A 17,216-nucleotide genomic window follows, 5' to 3' on the forward strand; every position below is an offset into this window, starting at 1 on the left:
CTGGCGCGTAAATGCCAGGCGTTTATTTTTTTACATAAAGCTCTGTAATGCCGACCATGCTTCATCTTTACCCAGTCCTGTTTCAGATGAAAAGAGAATCATTTGGTCTTTTTTATCAACATCCATCGTTTCACGGACGATTTTTAAATGCTTTTGCCATTTCCCCTTTGGGATTTTATCGGCTTTAGTTGCGATGATGATGCAGGGGATATCATAGTGCTTTAAAAATTCATACATCATCACATCATCCTTTGATGGTGGATGTCTAAGATCAACAATTTGCACTGCTGCTTTTAGTTGCTCGCGTGATGTAAAATAAGTTTCAATCATTTTCCCCCATGCCGCACGCTCCGATTTAGATACTTTGGCGTATCCATAGCCAGGGACATCCACAAAATGCATTATTTCGTTAATCAAGTAGAAATTTAGCGTTTGCGTTTTTCCAGGCTTGGAGGAGATTCTTGCAAGACCTTTTCTATTTAGCATCTTATTGATAAAAGATGATTTTCCGACATTGGAACGGCCGGCGAGCGCAAATTCAGGTAAATCTGTCTCTGGGTATTGGTCTGGCTTTACTGCACTGATGACAATTTCTGAACTGACTACCTTCATTACACTTCACCTTCTAAAAGGGCATGCCTCAAGACTTCATCCACATGAGAAACAAGGACAAAATCGAGTTCATTCCTAACGCTTTCTGGTATATCATCAATATCTTTTTCATTATCTTTTGGAAGAATAATCTTGGTTAAGCCGGCTCGATGAGCACTAAGTGTCTTTTCTTTCAAACCGCCAATAGGAAGGACCCTTCCTCTTAACGTAATCTCACCAGTCATGCCGACTTCGCGGCGAATTGGTCTGCCCGACAAGGCTGATACCAATGCTGTAGCCATGGTGATTCCTGCCGATGGTCCATCCTTTGGAACGGCACCTTCGGGAACATGAATATGGATATCATATTTTTCATGGAAGTTTTCATCAATTCCTAGTTCTTCCGCCTTGGAACGAATATAACTAAACGCTGCTTGTGCTGACTCCTTCATGACGTCGCCAAGCTTTCCAGTTAATACAAGCTTTCCTTTACCTGGTGCCAAAGAAACTTCAATCTGGAGTGTGTCTCCCCCAACTGTTGTATAGGCTAACCCAGTTGCTACACCGACCTGATCTTCGGACTCAGCCATCCCATAGTGGAATCTTGGCTTTCCTAAGAATTCTTCGATATTCTTTTCCGTAATGACGACTCGCTTCTTCTCACCTGATACAATTATTTTTGCTGTTTTCCGGCAAAGGGTAGCCATCTGACGTTCTAAGCTTCGAACACCAGCTTCACGGGTGTAGTAACGAACGACTTTTAGAATGGCATCATCGCGGACTTGAAGAATTCCTTTTGATAGACCATTTTCTTTTACTTGTTTTGGAAGTAAATGATCTCTACAAATATGGACTTTTTCAAGCTCGGTGTAGCCCGCAATCGTGATTATTTCCATTCTGTCTAATAGTGGCCCAGGAATCGTTGATAGATTGTTGGCCGTTGCGATAAACATGACCTTAGAGAGGTCATAGGTTTCTTCTATATAATGGTCACTAAAATTACTGTTTTGTTCAGGGTCTAGGACTTCAAGCATGGCGCTTGATGGATCACCGCGGAAATCACTAGACATTTTATCGATTTCATCGAGTAAAAAGACAGGGTTAATTGTTCCTGCTTTTTTCATTCCTTGGATGATCCGTCCCGGCATGGCACCAACATAGGTTCTCCGATGTCCGCGAATTTCGGATTCATCACGCACACCGCCAAGTGATACACGAACAAAATGACGATTGAGCGATGTTGCAATTGAGCGGGCAAGACTTGTTTTACCCACACCTGGAGGCCCTGCAAGACAAAGAATGGGCCCTTTTAACGAATTGGTCAGCTTTTGGACTGCTAAATATTCGAGGACACGTTCCTTTACCTTTTCAAGACCAAAATGATCCTGATTTAAGACTTTTTCTGCACGGATTATGTCAATGTCATCCTCCGTTTTCTTCGACCAAGGGAGGGAAATGAGCCAATCGATGTAGTTCCGAATGACTGCACTTTCCGCTGAACTCGCTGGTACTTTTTCATAACGGTCTAGTTCCTTTTGGGCAACTTTAAGAACATGTTCAGGCATACCTGCTTGCTCGATTTTTTTTGTAAGGTCGGCAATTTCACCCGTTTTGCCTTCCTTATCGCCTAATTCCTTTTGGATCGCCTTCATTTGCTCACGCAAATAATACTCTTTTTGTGTCCGTTCCATCGAACGCTTAACACGCTGACCAATCTTTTTCTCTAGGTTCAAGACTTCTTTTTCGTTATGAATGATATCAATTACTTTGTTGACTCTTTCTTTAGGATCCGTTGTTTCCAAGATTTCCTGCTTTTCCTTCAGCTTGATTGGTAAATGCGAGGAAATGATATCTGCCATTCTGCCAGGCTCTTCTATATCAGCCACAGAAGCATAAGTTTCTGCAGAAATCTTCTTCGATAATTTTATGTATTGCTCGAAATAGTCAAGCATAGTTCTCATTAAGGCTTGATCTTCGACATCTTTCGTGTCTGGGTCATCATAGGTTATCACTGTAACCGCATAATAGTCTTCTTCATCATGAAATGAAATGATTTCCCCGCGATTTAATCCTTCTACCAATACTCTTATCGTACCATTAGGCAGTTTAAGCATTTGTTTTACTTTTGTTAATGTTCCTATTGTGTATAAATCCTCTTCAGAAGGGTCATCAATCGATACTTCCTTTTGAGTGGTTAAGAAGATTAAATGGTCATCTACCATTGCTTTTTCAAGTGCTTGTACTGATCTTTCACGTCCTACATCTAAATGAAGGACCATTGTCGGATAGACGAGCAATCCTCGAAGCGGCAGGAGGGGGACGATCAATTCGTTCTTTTTCGTCAAATTACTGCACCTCCACATGCAAACAATTTTTCTCTGCTAAATCAGAATGGTCTTTGTACAATTCTATCCTATTTATTTTTAAGTGTCTATTTTTAGAGATAGAGGGTGAATTCTCTTTTCAGCATACATTTATTTTCCCCAATCATTCCGAATTCTTTCTATAATAATGGTAGAATTCTTTTGATAAATTAGGCAAAAAAACTTCGGTTTGCCTATTGAACCACAAACCGAAGTTTATAAATTAGATACTCTCTTTTTTTGATAACTCAATTGATGCAGGAATCGCATCCATTTTTTGATAGTTATTGACAAGGGCAACCTCAAATACTTCGTGGAGATGGGAAACCGGAACAATTTTAATTCCTTCTATTTCATTTAAAATGGTTTGCATGTTTTCTTCTGGGATAATTACCGTTTTTGCGCCGGCTTTTTTGGCAGCTTTTACCTTTGGATACACTCCGCCAATCGGTTTCACATTTCCATGGATACTTATTTCTCCTGTCATCGCGACCGTATTATCGATTGGAATTTTATAAATAGCTGAATAAATTCCAGTTGCCATTGCAATACCTGCCGATGGACCATCGATTGGAACACCTCCCGGGAAATTCACATGTATATCAAAGTCGTTTGCCGGGACACCCATAGATCTCAAAACGGTAATTACGTTTTCGATTGAACCACGTGCCATACTTTTTCGCCGAATCGATTTGCCTTGTCCGCCAATACTTTCTTCGTCTACAATTCCTGTGATATTGATCGTCCCTTTATCTTTTGCTGGGATGACGGTCACTTCTATTTCTAGCAATGCACCTGAATTCGGCCCATAGACCGCCAATCCATTAACAAGGCCTACATGTGACAAATCATTAATTTTCCGTTCCATTCGTGGTGACATTTGACTAGCATGAATGACCCACTCAATATCTTCATCCTTGATAAAATTACGGTCCTCCGTTATCGCCAATCCTGCCGCAATTTGAATCAAATTAACCGTTTCGCGTCCATTCCTTGCATAGTTTGAAAGCGTATTGACGCCTGTTTCATTGATTTGAAGGTTCACTTTTTTGGCAGCCTTATTAGCAATTTCTACGATTTCTTCTTGAGTTAAATCCCGGAAGAACACCTCCATACAGCGCGAACGAATGGCAGGAGGAATTTCACTAGGTGTTCTTGTCGTAGCCCCAATTAAACGGAAATCTGCTGGGAGACCATTTTTAAAAATATCATGGATATGGGTAGGGATTTGGTTATTTTCCTCATGGTAATACGCACTTTCGAGGAAAACTTTCCGATCCTCTAACACCTTTAAAAGTTTATTCATTTGAATCGGATGTAATTCTCCGATTTCATCGATAAAAAGAACTCCACCGTGAGCATTGGTAACAGCCCCTTGCTTTGGCTGCGGAATTCCTGCTTGTCCCATTGCACCTGCCCCTTGATAGATGGGGTCATGCACAGAACCAATCAACGGATCAGCAATTCCTCTTTCATCAAATCGTGCGGTTGTTGCATCTAGTTCAATAAAAACAGATTCAGGTTTGAAGGGTGATTTACGATTTTTTTTCGCCTCTTCTAACACTAGGCGTGCAGCCGCTGTCTTTCCAATTCCAGGTGGCCCATAAATGATTACATGCTGGGGATTTGGTCCACATAGTGCTGCTTTTAATGATTTGATTCCATCTTCTTGGCCGACAATGTCTTGAAAGCTTGAAGGCCGCACTTTTTCAGCTAATGGTTCTGTAAGTGAAATAGATCTCATTTTACGAAGTTGCTCCATTTCCTTCCGGGATTCCCGATCAATGGATACTTTTTGTGTACGCTGATTCCTAAGCAAATTCCAAAAATACAGCCCAATAATAATTCCGAAAAATAGCTGTATAAATAAGGCAATCCCCGTCCAACTCATACATTTCCCTCCTGCGCTTCAACTTTTTACTAAATATATATTAATAAGTATTTCCTGCAGTGGGGTGGAATAAACCACATAATATAAGAAACTATCGGGAGAGCTGTGGAAAAAAAGATTCGCTTATTAAATGGGGAAATTCGCCCATAAACTATAAAAAGTCGCTCATGGACCCCGAAAAGAATAGAAAAAGACCTGGCAAATGCCAGGCCTTTCGATATATTATGCAGATTTTTCTTCAGCAACAACAGTTCCATCTTCTAATAAGAGTGTTGGAACACCATTATTTACAACCGTTTCTTTGGTAATGACACACTTGGTAATGTCATCACGAGAAGGAAGGTCAAACATGACATCAAGCATAATTCCTTCAATGATGGAACGTAAACCACGGGCTCCTGTTTTGCGTTCAATTGCCTTTTTGGCAATTTCCGTCAAAGCACCCTCTTCAAATTGAAGTTCCACATCATCGATTTCAAGCATTTTTTGATATTGTTTAACAAGCGCATTTTTCGGCTTTGTTAAAATTTCAATCAATGCAGCTTCATCTAACTGCTCAAGGCTCGCAATTACTGGAAGACGCCCGATAAATTCTGGAATTAATCCAAAGCGGAGTAAGTCTTCAGGTAATACTTTAGAAAGAAGTTCTTTTTGTGTAACTTCCTGCTGCTTAATATCTGATCCAAAACCAATTACTTTTTGTCCTAAACGGCGCTTGATAATCGGTTCAATTCCATCAAATGCTCCACCACAAATAAAGAGAATATTCGTGGTATCGATTTGGATAAATTCTTGATGTGGATGTTTTCGTCCACCTTGAGGCGGAACACTAGCAACCGTACCTTCAAGAATTTTTAATAAGGCTTGTTGAACACCTTCACCGGAAACATCCCTTGTAATAGAAGGATTTTCAGATTTACGGGCGATTTTATCAATTTCATCAATATAAATAATCCCTTTTTCTGCCTTTTCTACATCATAATCTGCAGATTGGATTAATTTTAACAAAATGTTTTCAACATCTTCCCCAACATATCCGGCTTCAGTAAGTGAGGTAGCATCAGCGATAGCAAATGGTACATTTAAAATACGAGCTAATGTTTGGGCTAGTAATGTTTTACCACTTCCTGTTGGTCCAATCATACAGATGTTACTCTTCGCAAGTTCAACATCATCTATTTTGCTATTGGAATTGATGCGCTTATAGTGGTTGTATACTGCAACAGAAAGTGATTTTTTTGCTTGATCTTGACCGATAACATATTCATCAAGAATTTCACAAATTTCTTTCGGCTTTGGTACATCCTTAAATTCTACTTCTTCTTCTGTTCCAAGTTCTTCCTCAACAATTTCGGTACAAAGTTCAATACATTCGTCACATATGTAAACTCCTGGACCGGCAACAAGTTTACGAACTTGGTCCTGCGTTTTACCACAGAAGGAACACTTTAATTGTCCTTTTTCATCATTAAATTTAAACAAATCCTTTCACCCCTTAAAACGTGTTAGTATCTACGAGAAGCAGTGAATTACACAAACAAAGTCATTTTTTTCTCTAATTATTGAATAGTATGTATTTTGCATTGTAACACATAAAGCCAATGGACTGGAAATAAAAAGCTTTAGCTAAATAGGGTTGCATTTGTTTGTGTAGTTCATTTTCAAATTACTTATGTATTCATTAATCTTAACCATTATGATAAAAATAAATCTCAAAGCTGTCTGGAAATTATTTTATATTTAATTCGCTTTGTCATAGATGATTTCCTGCCCATTGTTAAAAATGTTCCTACTTCTTATTATAATATGTATTTGTAAAAATGTATAAAACAAGGCACGATTTAAATCGTGCCTTGCAATATTTAAAATTAATTACTTCTTGTTTTCAACAAGAAAGTCTACTGCTTTTTTAAGTTTAAGGTCTGATTTGATGCCTTCAAGTCCGCCTAATGCTTGTTTGATGTTATCAACAGTCATGTTGTACATGCCAGCCATATTTTCAAGTTCAGCATTAACATCTTCGTCAGTTACTTCTAGGTTTTCTGCCTTCGCAATCGCTTCTAATGTTAAGTTAACACGTACGCGGTTAACAGCTTCTTCCTTCATTTGCTCACGTAAAGCATTTTCGTCTTGACCTGAGAATTGGAAGTAAAGCTCAAGGTTCATACCTTGCATTTGTAAGCGTTGTTCGAACTCTTGAAGCATACGGTTTACTTCGTTGTTAACCATAACTTCTGGAATTTCCACTTCTGCATTTGCAGCCGCTTTTTCAACAACTGTATCACGTAACTGATGCTCAGCTTCTTGCTTTTTGCTGTTTTCTAAACGAGTTTTGATTTTCTCTTTAAGAGCGTCTAATGTTTCAACTTCATCATCAACATCTTTTGCAAACTCGTCATCTAATTCAGGAAGTTCTTTACCTTTAATTTCGTGAATCGTTACTTTGAAGACTGCAGGCTTACCAGCAAGTTCAGCAGCATGGTATTCTTCAGGGAATGTAACTTCCACATCTTTAGATTCACCAGCAGCGAGTCCTACTAATTGCTCTTCAAAACCTGGAATGAATGATCCAGATCCAATTTCAAGTGAATGGTTTTCAGCTTTTCCACCTTCGAAAGCTACGCCATCAACGAAACCTTCGAAATCAAGAACAGCTGTATCTCCGTTTTCCACTGTGCCTTCTTCTTTGATAACAAGCTCAGCTTGGCGCTCTTGAAGAGTTTTTAGTTCGTTAGCAACATCTTCGTCAGTAACGTTTGTATCAAATTCTTCTACTTCTAAACCTTTGTATTCACCAAGAGTAACTTCAGGCTTAACTGTAACAGTAGCTTTGAAGACAAGTTCTTTGCCTTTTTCCATTTGTTCGATGTCGATATCAGGACGATCTACTGGCTCAATTCCTGTTTCGTCAATTGCATTTCCATATGCTTCTGGAAGAAGAATATCTAATGCATCTTGATATAAAGATTCTACACCAAAACGTTTTTCAAACATTGCACGAGGCATTTTACCTTTACGGAAGCCTGGAACATTTACTTGCTTAACTACTTTTTGGAATGCCGCGTTTAAACCTTCGTTTACTTTGTCAGCACTTACTTCAACTGTAAGAACGCCGCGGTTTCCTTCTAACTTTTCCCATTTGACTGTCATACCTTTTCCCTCCAACAATCTATTCTCATATCATTCGTAACGAATTTGAGTAGTTTGGAAATCACTTGTCCAACAAGCTAATTTCCTTTTTTTAAATGTAAAATATAGTTTTTTACACAATGCAACCACTACATTATAACATAGGATTGTTTTCTTTCAACAGCCTAGCCTATATATTAGGATAAGAAATTTTCTCAATTTCCTCGATTTTGGCCATTGCTTCTTCAATTTCCTTCACGGATACATCGTATTCATTTGAAAGGAAATCGCTCCTCGTATTCATCCCCATATAGTCTTGTGCCAAGTGGTGAAAGGCTGCGGCCCAAGCAAGAGTGCTTTGCGGCTCTATTTCAAAGGGATAGCTCATAAAAAAAATACGTTCCACCATTCCGCTCGTGTTTTCAAAAAGACCAGGGGTTTCGCTTTCCATCCTAGACTTGACTAGAGCCTTTACCTCCGTCATTCTTGGTTCTTCTCTAACCTCTGGAAGTTGTGTTGGAATAATTTTCTTTTCCATTCCAAATTTCCTGATAGATAGCTCTCTATCAATTTCCTGCTCTTTTAGAAGAGTTAAGAGGATTGTTTTTAAAAATGGATGACCTGCTTCCGCTTCTAAATATTCAGCAATTTCAGGGAGGTAGGGGCGAATATTTTTCTCTGCAAGACCTGAAACGAGGAGCATTTGTTCATTTAGATTATCATTCGCTAATAGGTTTAACTCTTGGACCATTGTTTCCTCAGGTTCGATTGCTTCGAGATCTAGTTGTCGATTATCTGCCATCCGTCTGCTGAATTGAAGGATTGTTAAGAAATGATCATGCTTTTCAGGCGGAATCTCTTTTTCGTCTAAGAGGGCTTCAACTGTTGTAACGATTTCCTGATATTCATGAAGCTGGATGAGTACTGTCAAATAAAGGTCGACCATTTGCAGGTAATCACCGATCCCCTTATGGAGCATTTCCTTGGCGAGCGCTTTCGCTTTTAGAAAAGAAGAAGCTTCAAAATAAGCAAGAACCAGCCCGATCAAGATTTCGTCATTATCAGGGTCATATTCTCTTGCTTCTTCCAATAGGTTTATCGCTTCTTTAAACTTTTTTCTTTCAAGGTTTTCGAGACCTTTGTCAGTCAATCTTTTTTCAAGACCGGGAAAAAAGACTACATTATCAATTCTTTTCACTGGTTCCCTTTTTTTCATAAAAAACCGTCCTTAATTAGAAAAGCGCAAGCGCTTTGATCAGCCCCGACAAGAGTTGGAGGTCCTGACAGTGAAGTCGCTTTTTGACTTCATTGGCAGGACCGAAGCGTCTCGAGGGGCTAGGCGCTGGAGCTAGACATTTTTCAAAGTTACTTGGAAAATAGTGTAACATAATTAGAGGGCAAAAAAAACTTATCCTCATGTGGTGAGTACTATGACAATTGATTTCCGAAGCTTTCTAACAAAACAGAAAAAAACCCACTTAAAAAAGTGAGTTTTTTTCTGTTATGTAGTATAGCGTCCCAGGAGAGATTCGAACTCCCGACCCACGCCTTAGAAGGGCGTTGCTCTATCCAGCTGAGCTACTGGGACATATGTGTTGTTTAAGACAAGATTTATTATATTATTGTAATATCAAAAAGTCAACAGACTTTTTAATATTTTTTTCAAAAAGAATAAAGGGAGAGAAATTCTCCCTATCATTTATGGCAGGATAAACTCCCGGGCAAGCTCTGAAATTTCCCGTCCACTTACTTCAAACACGTTCATCTTAATTTTTTCATCCAGCAAATCAAGGATAATATAAGTCTTTTCAAAGCGTTCCCTTGGTAGACGGATGCTGCTTGGATTTAAAAATAAGATTCCATCAATCACTTCCGCACCGAAGACATGGGAGTGTCCAAAACAGACGATATCGGCGTTTACTTCCTGTGCTTTGTATTTTAAATTCATCAAAGTGGATTTAACCGAATAGCGGTGCCCGTGCGTAATAAAAAACTTCCGACCCGCTACTTCAGAAATCGTCTCTAATGGATATCCTCCGCCAAAATCACAATTCCCCATTACGGTTAGATATCCGGAAATCGAATGATGGTCAGGGGGCAATTCCGAATCACCGCAGTGAATCATTAAATCGACCTCGGCTAAATGCCTTTCTCTTAAGACATCTAGTTCATTCGTTAATCCATGGCTATCACTAACAATTAACACCTTACTCATTACTGGCCCGCTCTTTCTAAAATAGAATCCAGGACTACATCCAGCTTTTTTAACGCATTTGCCCGATGGCTGATCTTATTTTTTTCATCCGAAGACAGCTCTGCCATCGCTAAGCCCTTCTCAGGCACATAAAAAACCGGATCATATCCAAAACCATTGGAACCCCGTCTTTCTTCAAGGATACGGCCTTCACAGGTGCCTGACACCGTTATCGTTTCTTGACCAGGAACTGCGACTGCCAAGGCACAGTAAAATCTTGCAGACCGCTTTTCTTCGGGAGCTTCTTCTAATTCAGAAAGCACTTTATCTGTATTATTATCGTCATTCTTTGGTTCCCCTGCATACCGTGCTGAATAAATCCCTGGTCTTCCTTCAAGGGCATCCACGATTAAACCTGAATCATCACCAATCACCATTTTTCCTAGCGCTTTGCTGACAGCTTCGGCCTTCAAAGCCGCATTTTCTTCAAAAGTCGTGCCGGTTTCATCGACCTCAGGAATTTCAGGAAAATCCAGCAAAGTTAGAACCGTGATCCCTCTTGAAGAAAAGATATGCTCGAATTCCCTCGCTTTTCCAGGATTTTTCGTTGCAATAATTACTTCTTTCATCGTAATCGCCTCTTATTTTTGTCTTCGTGATTCTATCTTTCGGGTAATCTCTTCACCTAGTACTGCTTTTTGGTGTTCAAATAGTTCCATCAGACCTTCTTGCGCAGCACTTAGCAAGCCTTGTAACTGTTCATAGGAGAACGTTGATTCCTCTCCTGTTCCTTGAAGTTCTACAAATTCTCCATTTCCGGTCATGACCACATTCATATCCACATGCGCTTTCGAATCCTCAGCATAGTTTAAGTCAAGAACCGTTTCGTTATTTTGCAGAATCCCGACACTTGTTGCTGCTAAATAATCGGTAATCGGAAATTTGGCAAAAGATTTTTTCTCAGCAAAGGCATTTAATGCGAGTGCCATCGCGACAAATGCTCCTGTAATTGAAGCAGTGCGGGTCCCGCCATCCGCCTGGATTACATCACAATCAATCCAAACAGTTTTTTCACCAAGTGCCCCTAAATCGACAATTGCTCTTAGAGCGCGACCAATCAATCGCTGAATTTCCATGGTTCGACCGGAAACCTTACCTTTGGAGGATTCGCGAATGTTTCTTGTTTCTGTTGCTCGTGGGAGCATGGAATACTCAGCAGTAATCCAGCCCTTTCCTTCCCCTCTCATAAAGTGAGGTACTCTGTCTTCAATACTCGCTGCGCAAATCACCTTCGTGTTTCCTACAGAAATTAAGACAGAACCTTCCGGGTGCATTAAATAATTTGCTTCAATATGTATGGGCCTTAGTTGTAACGGCTCTCTTCCATCAAAACGCACCAATACTATACTACCTCCTTTATATTTTTAAATTGGTACATCATTTACCTTAAATACCAAATAAAGAAGAGGCGGCATTCAAGCCAACCTCTTTCATCGTCACTATATAGTATAACAAATATTTTTTTTTAAAAACTACCTGTGTTTACTTTTTCTGGTCGAGTTACTGGTTCAGTTAATTTTTTACCATTATCATCTTTAATATCTGCTTTGCCATTTACTTCAACCGCCACTTTTTCAACGCCCTCTTGTTCCGTTAAGGAAAGGACCAGCGTATCTAATAAGTGCTGGGAGATTTCCTTTTCTTTGAAGCTTCCAAATATATTTTCATTAAAATTCAAGGTTACTTTTCCGTCCTCATACTTGGGTGCTTCTAGGAGCGCCACATCTGACATAAATTCAGATACCAGTGTTGATTTCTCACTAGGTCCTTTGATTAATTCATTAATAACTGCAACATAGTTATCTTTTTCCTTATTGCTCACCCGGCGTGTAACAGGGACATAATAGTAGGAGCCCTCTTCCCCGCCAATATAGTAAACTGTAACAGGTTTAGTATTGGTAATATCATTTACATCCGCTGTATCAATGTTGATACCGGTTGCTCTTGAGAGATTTTCGCTTATTGGTGTTCCGTTAACAGGCATCTCAGTTAAATCATGACCATTCATTTTAAGCTTCACAGTTTTAACATTATTAAACTGAGTCAGCGTCCAAGTAACGGATTGGAGAATTTTCATCTCATCTTCCGCTTGGTAATTCTTAAACTCTTTTGAAAAATTAACCGTAGCAACGCCATCTTTATCAATATTCACAGAAAGCTCTGTGTCCTCTGGAAGAACCGCCCGAAAATCATTTGGGAGTTTGTCTGTCACTGGACCATTTGCTACTAAATATTCAAGTGCCTGTTTAGCAACCGAATTGGTTTTCGGCAGATCCAGTGTCTGCGGAACGACATAACCGTCTTTATCAACCAAGTAAAGCTCGGTTTTAACGGTGTTTGCCTTTGCCTCCTTACCTGCTTCTTTCACAGTCGTTTCCTTACTGGTTTTATCCTCCTTAATAGTCACACTCTTTGGCGGATCGATTTCCTTTTGTGTTTCAGACCCTAACAATCCACAACCTGACAGTAGAACTGTTGATGTAAGCACAGTCGATACAAGGATCTTTGCTTTATTTTTAGACATAACTATTTCCCCCCTAAGACAGTTTGTACTAACATGTATACGAGCCTAGTGATAAATTAGACCGACTTAAACAAAAAAATAGAACAAAATTATAAAAATAAATAGAAATAGTAAAAAGGTGTCAGGCACCACTCGTGGACATTTGTCCACGAGTGGTGCCTGACACCTTCGTTTGTACCAAAAAAATCGAGCTTCATATAAAGAAGGCTCGATTTATAGCTTAATTTTTTTGACTTCGTTAATTGGAAACCCCAGCCACTGTGAGGCAATTTTTGAAAAGATCCTTCTTGAACCAGTGGTGTAAAATTCATGTTCTGGCTCTTCCTCGCACGTATCTAATAACCCATTATACTGAAGGATTGCACTTATTTCACGAGCGGTCTCGTCACCAGAGCTAATAACGCTGACAGATTCACCCATCACATTTTTAATAACTGGCTCAAGCAGCGGATAATGGGTACAACCTAAAATAAGAGTATCCAATTTTTGATTGAGCATTGGCTTTAAAGCCTCATCGACAATTCTCTCCGCAATCGGTCCATTAAATTCGTTACTTTCTACAAGCGGAACAAACTTCGGACAGGCATGCGCTGTAACAAAAAGCCTACTATTTAAGGATTTTAATGCTCTTTCGTAAGCCCCACTTTTTACAGTACCCTCTGTCCCAATAATTCCGACACGATAGTTTTTTGTATTCTTGATTGCTGCACGTGCTCCTGGATTAATTACCCCTAAGACTGGAATCGATAATTCCTTTCGAATCTCGTCTAATGCCGCAGCTGTAGCTGTATTGCAAGCAATTACAAGCATTTTAATTTTTTTTTCTAATAAAAAAGAGGTCATCTCCCACGTGAACCTCTTGACTTCCTTTGTGGTTCTTGGACCATATGGACAGCGTGCTGTATCTCCCAAGTAGATAATTTTCTCATTTGGAAGCTGGCGCATTACCTCTTTGGCAACTGTTAATCCGCCAACCCCTGAATCTATTACACCAATTGCTTGTTTCAAAACCTATCGCCTCTTTTAACGCATTTCATAATGCAATTTCGTTAAACTTTTTTGAAGAAGTTGAATTTCTTCCGAAGAGAAATCAACCAACACTTCTTCTAAATAAGCTTGACGCTTTTTAATTACCTCATCAATGATTCTTTTACCCTCTTCAAGTAAATGTATTCTCACCACACGACGGTCGTTTGGATTTTTCACCCGCTCTACGAGCAGATTTTTTTCCATTCGGTCAACTAGATCTGTCGTCGTGCTACATGCCAAATACATTTTATTAGAAAGGTCCCCAATCGTCATATCACCATCTTCAAAGAGCCATTGCAAGGCAATGAATTGTGGAGGAGTAATTGTATAAGTACTTAACATCTCTCTTCCTTTTTGCTTGATGATTCCAGAAATGTAGCGTAAATCCTTTTCAATATTTGCAACAATGTCACTATTTGCTCTTTCTGAATTCTCGACTTTCATCTCATACACTCCTATAAAAAGCTTCTCTACTAAAAAAAGATATCTATTTAAAAAGTATTGTTAATCCCTGACGGTCTTCATGCTTGACCTTATTTTCTACTTTTTTCGCCAAAATTTCAAGTTGAAACTATTAGAAAAATACTATAATATCACTCTTTGGAGATAATAATCAAAGGAAATTTCAATAAAAAACCAAAGGTGAGAAAAGAATGGAAATTGTAATCAGTACGTCTGCACTCAAATGGTTTAAAGATGAGGTCGAATTAAAAAACGGGGATAAAGTAAAGTTTTACCCGAAGGTATATGGAAACAGCCCTGTCCAAGAAGGATTTTCACTCGGTTTCACTGTAGATAATTATCCGATCGATATAATTGTCAAAGTCGAAGCGGAAGGCTTGTTATTTTATATTGAAGAACGGGATTTATGGTTTTTCAATGGACATGATTTACATGTCGACTACAATGAAAAAACGGACGAAGTAGAATATAGTTATACCAAATCGAAGGAATAATGATTAATAATAGGAAGGGTGATATTCAGCCCTCCTATTTAATCTTTCTGACATCTCATCCCTATTTCACCTGCCATAATTAGTTAAGCCCCCACTCCTTTTCTCTAGTTAGAATTTCTTCTGTTAATCTATCGGCAATATTACTTCTATAAGTGTTCCTTGGTCATCGCTCCAGAAATGAACGGTCCCATGATGATTTTGAACAATTTGTTTGGAATTCATAATCCCTAATCCAGTTCCACTTTCCTTCGTTGTAAAAAATGGTTCTCCGATTCGTTTTAACACTTGTCTTGGCATGCCGCAGCCTGTGTCCTTAAATAACATCTTTACATAATGACTCCCATGATGTTTAATCTCAATCGTGATGCTACCGCCATTTGGCATCGCTTCAATTGAATTTTTCAAAAAATTAATTACGACCTGTTTTAGTTGATTTTTATCGCCGTTGATAATTAGGTTTCCACAATTGTTTACAAATTTAATGTGAATGTTTTTCATAATAGCTTGCGTATCAATCAGCGTCTTCACCTCTTCAACTAGGGTTTGAAGAAGAACAGGTTCAAATTTCAAATCTTGAGGTTTTGCTAATACCAATAATTCGCTGAGGATCAGTTCAATCCGATTGATTTCAGATTGGATAATATCAAAATATCCCTTATGGTCATGTAATTGTGTTTCCATGAGTTGAAGAAAACCTTTAATTGCCGTGAGCGGATTTCGAACTTCATGTGCAATCCCAGCTGCCAATTGTCCAGCAACGTTTAATTTCTCCGCGTTTAGCAATAATTCAAGTGTCTTTTTTCTCTCGGTAATTTCCCTGATGATAATGTGCCGTGCGGGTTTATTTTGAAAAATCGTCGGAATCCCTTTTGCTTCCGCCTCGAATGTGGTTCCGTCCAACCGGAACAATATATACTCTTGAAAGTCTGTTGCTTCCCCGCGATCAATAATTTCCTCTCGTTCTTTAATAAATCTATGATAGTCAGGATGAATCATATCGACTATTTTCTTTTGTTGAATATCTTCTTTTCTAGATGCTCCAAATAAACTAGCCCCTGTTTCATTGATAAATAAAATTTCATCTCCGCTAGCAATAATCACAGCATCAGGGGAATGTTCAACTAATTCCCGATAGGATTCCTCACGTTTTTCTATTTCTTTTTCTATCGTCAGTTTATTATGGTTATTATTTTTCGTTGAAGAGTTCATCTTGTTTATTTATTCCTTCCCCCATAAAATAAAAAGCCAAGATAGGAAGTATCCCATCTTGGCTTATGTCTAGCTCAATCGCAATTGTCTAGCCCATTTCTGCCTCTATGCTTTTGGTGATAAGATCAGTACGATTACACTTTTATCGCGGTTCAAATCCCAATCCACAAATATATCATTCACTTTTGTTTGCAGGATCGCTTCAAAATTACCGCTGCCATGTAATAATCGCTTCTCAAGGTTCCGTTTCGCAAGCCTTAATGCTTCAAAATTTCCTATTCGAATTAACTCCTTTTCAATCGGTACAAGAATTCCGTTTCGAATAACCACCAGCGTCCGTTCATTTAATAAATAAGAAATGACTTCCTCTGGTTTTTTTTCCGCTTGAAGGCTAATTCTATTTATTTCCTGGTGAAGAGCATCTTGACCATGATAACTATATTTTTTTTCATATTGAGGTTCGCCTTCGGTAGAGGGAGAGCCTATACAAACAAATAAGCCACTTTTATTATGTAATCCCCAATCATAATAAAATTCAATTACTTCCATTTCTGTCAGTATTTTAATATAGGCTTTAAACTCAGGAATTAATGTTTGCATTAACAAATCCCTTGTGGTTTGAACAATGGTTTCTTGTTGCTGCCCTAACAAAACACTTTCAGAAGGCGTAATAAAGTTCCGTAAATAGACTGTCATTACTGAGTGATTATAGGAAACAAAAACTGATTCGGGACCTTTTCCGAAATTTTCACGGAGTGTCCTCCCTATAAAACCCGCTAGTTCCGTTTGTACTTGTTTGATTTCCAAGAAAAACATCCTTTTTGAGATAAAAGCATTATTTCTTTTATCCTAAATTTATTTTAAAGGTCTATAACTAGATTATCAATTTATTTATGAGAGTTTATTCACAAATTATGGAGAAATTCATTTAAAAATCACTTTAAATCAGGATGGTTGTATACCCTAGCAATGAACACCGAATAAAATTCGATTCCAGATGAACAATAATCTTAGTGTTACTCGTTAACACGAAAACTTCAATGTGGAGGGGTATACTTTGAATATATTTTACGGCTTATTCTCAACCTTACTCATTCTAGGTTTTAGAGCAGCATTCTTATTTAGTAATACATTCTCTTGGTTAAAAAGGATGGTAAGAATACCTGCATTCAATTAAGCAGCTAAGTATTTCAAGTATCAATCATCTGCATTGGATTCAAAAAAGGTAAGCATCTCGGATGCTTACCTTTTTTATGACATATCTATTCAA

At 38.6% G+C, this 17,216-nt stretch carries 15 protein-coding genes and 1 tRNA gene; 1 reads left to right on the plus strand and 15 read right to left on the minus strand.

Annotation, left to right across the window (positions count from 1 at the left end):
- Positions 1-30: 30 nt before the first annotated feature.
- The 13 genes from yihA to ACJ004_RS19090 form a co-directional block, all read right to left on the minus strand.
- A complete protein-coding gene (gene yihA / locus ACJ004_RS19030) occupies positions 31-612 on the minus strand; it encodes a ribosome biogenesis GTP-binding protein YihA/YsxC (protein WP_410894718.1) in 582 nt (193 codons plus the stop codon).
- Positions 612-2,936 (minus strand): endopeptidase La, encoded by a 2,325-nt coding sequence (lon, locus tag ACJ004_RS19035; RefSeq protein ID WP_410894719.1) that lies wholly within the window; start codon positions 2,934-2,936, stop codon positions 612-614. Before lon ends, yihA begins: the two co-directional genes overlap by 1 nt.
- A gap of 241 nt (positions 2,937-3,177) precedes the next feature.
- A complete protein-coding gene (lonB, locus tag ACJ004_RS19040; protein ID WP_410894720.1) occupies positions 3,178-4,845 on the minus strand; it encodes an ATP-dependent protease LonB in 1,668 nt (555 codons plus the stop codon).
- A 222-nt stretch (positions 4,846-5,067) separates the two neighbouring features.
- Positions 5,068-6,327 (minus strand): ATP-dependent protease ATP-binding subunit ClpX, encoded by a 1,260-nt coding sequence (clpX, locus tag ACJ004_RS19045; protein WP_410894721.1) that lies wholly within the window; start codon positions 6,325-6,327, stop codon positions 5,068-5,070.
- Between the two features lie 390 nt (positions 6,328-6,717).
- Positions 6,718-7,995, minus strand: coding sequence for a trigger factor (gene tig, locus ACJ004_RS19050; protein WP_410894722.1), 1,278 nt, complete (start codon positions 7,993-7,995; stop codon positions 6,718-6,720).
- Positions 7,996-8,164: 169 nt separating this feature from the next.
- Entirely contained in the window at positions 8,165-9,190 is a 1,026-nt protein-coding gene (locus ACJ004_RS19055; protein ID WP_410894723.1) for a tetratricopeptide repeat protein, read from the minus strand.
- Between the two features lie 298 nt (positions 9,191-9,488).
- Positions 9,489-9,562: transfer RNA gene (locus tag ACJ004_RS19060), tRNA-Arg, on the minus strand.
- 111 nt (positions 9,563-9,673) lie between these two features.
- A complete protein-coding gene (locus tag ACJ004_RS19065) occupies positions 9,674-10,189 on the minus strand; it encodes a metallophosphoesterase family protein (RefSeq protein ID WP_410894724.1) in 516 nt (171 codons plus the stop codon).
- A complete protein-coding gene (locus ACJ004_RS19070; RefSeq protein ID WP_410894725.1) occupies positions 10,189-10,797 on the minus strand; it encodes an XTP/dITP diphosphatase in 609 nt (202 codons plus the stop codon). Before ACJ004_RS19070 ends, ACJ004_RS19065 begins: the two co-directional genes overlap by 1 nt.
- 12 nt (positions 10,798-10,809) lie before the next feature.
- Positions 10,810-11,565 (minus strand): ribonuclease PH, encoded by a 756-nt coding sequence (gene rph, locus ACJ004_RS19075; protein WP_410894903.1) that lies wholly within the window; start codon positions 11,563-11,565, stop codon positions 10,810-10,812.
- A 128-nt stretch (positions 11,566-11,693) separates the two neighbouring features.
- Entirely contained in the window at positions 11,694-12,752 is a 1,059-nt protein-coding gene (locus ACJ004_RS19080) for a GerMN domain-containing protein (RefSeq protein ID WP_410894726.1), read from the minus strand.
- A gap of 213 nt (positions 12,753-12,965) precedes the next feature.
- On the minus strand, positions 12,966-13,760 hold the full coding sequence (gene racE / locus ACJ004_RS19085; protein ID WP_410894727.1) for a glutamate racemase: 795 nt from the start codon (positions 13,758-13,760) through the stop codon (positions 12,966-12,968).
- 15 nt (positions 13,761-13,775) lie between these two features.
- Positions 13,776-14,225, minus strand: coding sequence for a MarR family winged helix-turn-helix transcriptional regulator (locus ACJ004_RS19090; RefSeq protein WP_410894728.1), 450 nt, complete (start codon positions 14,223-14,225; stop codon positions 13,776-13,778).
- A 209-nt stretch (positions 14,226-14,434) separates the two neighbouring features.
- On the opposite strand from ACJ004_RS19090, the gene ACJ004_RS19095 reads away from it, so the two are divergent.
- Positions 14,435-14,737 carry a HesB/YadR/YfhF family protein gene (locus tag ACJ004_RS19095; protein ID WP_410894729.1) on the plus strand — a complete coding sequence of 101 codons (303 nt, stop codon included), beginning with the start codon at positions 14,435-14,437 and terminating at the stop codon, positions 14,735-14,737.
- Positions 14,738-14,860: 123 nt separating this feature from the next.
- Here ACJ004_RS19095 and ACJ004_RS19100 read toward each other — a convergent pair whose 3' ends face one another.
- The gene (locus ACJ004_RS19100) at positions 14,861-15,946 is read right to left on the minus strand and encodes an ATP-binding protein (RefSeq protein WP_410894730.1); all 1,086 of its coding nucleotides are present in this window, start codon (positions 15,944-15,946) and stop codon (positions 14,861-14,863) included.
- A 105-nt stretch (positions 15,947-16,051) separates the two neighbouring features.
- Positions 16,052-16,753 carry a Na-translocating system protein MpsC family protein gene (locus ACJ004_RS19105; protein ID WP_410894731.1) on the minus strand — a complete coding sequence of 234 codons (702 nt, stop codon included), beginning with the start codon at positions 16,751-16,753 and terminating at the stop codon, positions 16,052-16,054.
- Positions 16,754-17,216: the final 463 nt, after the last annotated feature.

The organism is Neobacillus sp. 204, assembly GCF_046562815.1.
Classification (GTDB): domain Bacteria; phylum Bacillota; class Bacilli; order Bacillales; family Cytobacillaceae; genus Neobacillus.

What these genes read in the sequence shown, in the direction of transcription:
- ACJ004_RS19090 (WP_410894728.1), bottom strand. Translation starts at nt 14,225, where the DNA reads ATGAAAGTCGAGAATTCAGAAAGAGCAAATAGTGACATTGTTGCAAAT.
- ACJ004_RS19070 (WP_410894725.1), bottom strand. Translation starts at nt 10,797, where the DNA reads ATGAAAGAAGTAATTATTGCAACGAAAAATCCTGGAAAAGCGAGGGAA.
- tig (WP_410894722.1), bottom strand. Translation starts at nt 7,995, where the DNA reads ATGACAGTCAAATGGGAAAAGTTAGAAGGAAACCGCGGCGTTCTTACA.
- lonB (WP_410894720.1), bottom strand. Translation starts at nt 4,845, where the DNA reads ATGAGTTGGACGGGGATTGCCTTATTTATACAGCTATTTTTCGGAATT.
- ACJ004_RS19095 (WP_410894729.1), top strand. Translation starts at nt 14,435, where the DNA reads ATGGAAATTGTAATCAGTACGTCTGCACTCAAATGGTTTAAAGATGAG.
- yihA (WP_410894718.1), bottom strand. Translation starts at nt 612, where the DNA reads ATGAAGGTAGTCAGTTCAGAAATTGTCATCAGTGCAGTAAAGCCAGAC.
- ACJ004_RS19055 (WP_410894723.1), bottom strand. Translation starts at nt 9,190, where the DNA reads ATGAAAAAAAGGGAACCAGTGAAAAGAATTGATAATGTAGTCTTTTTT.
- ACJ004_RS19080 (WP_410894726.1), bottom strand. Translation starts at nt 12,752, where the DNA reads ATGTCTAAAAATAAAGCAAAGATCCTTGTATCGACTGTGCTTACATCA.
- ACJ004_RS19065 (WP_410894724.1), bottom strand. Translation starts at nt 10,189, where the DNA reads ATGAGTAAGGTGTTAATTGTTAGTGATAGCCATGGATTAACGAATGAA.
- ACJ004_RS19100 (WP_410894730.1), bottom strand. Translation starts at nt 15,946, where the DNA reads ATGAACTCTTCAACGAAAAATAATAACCATAATAAACTGACGATAGAA.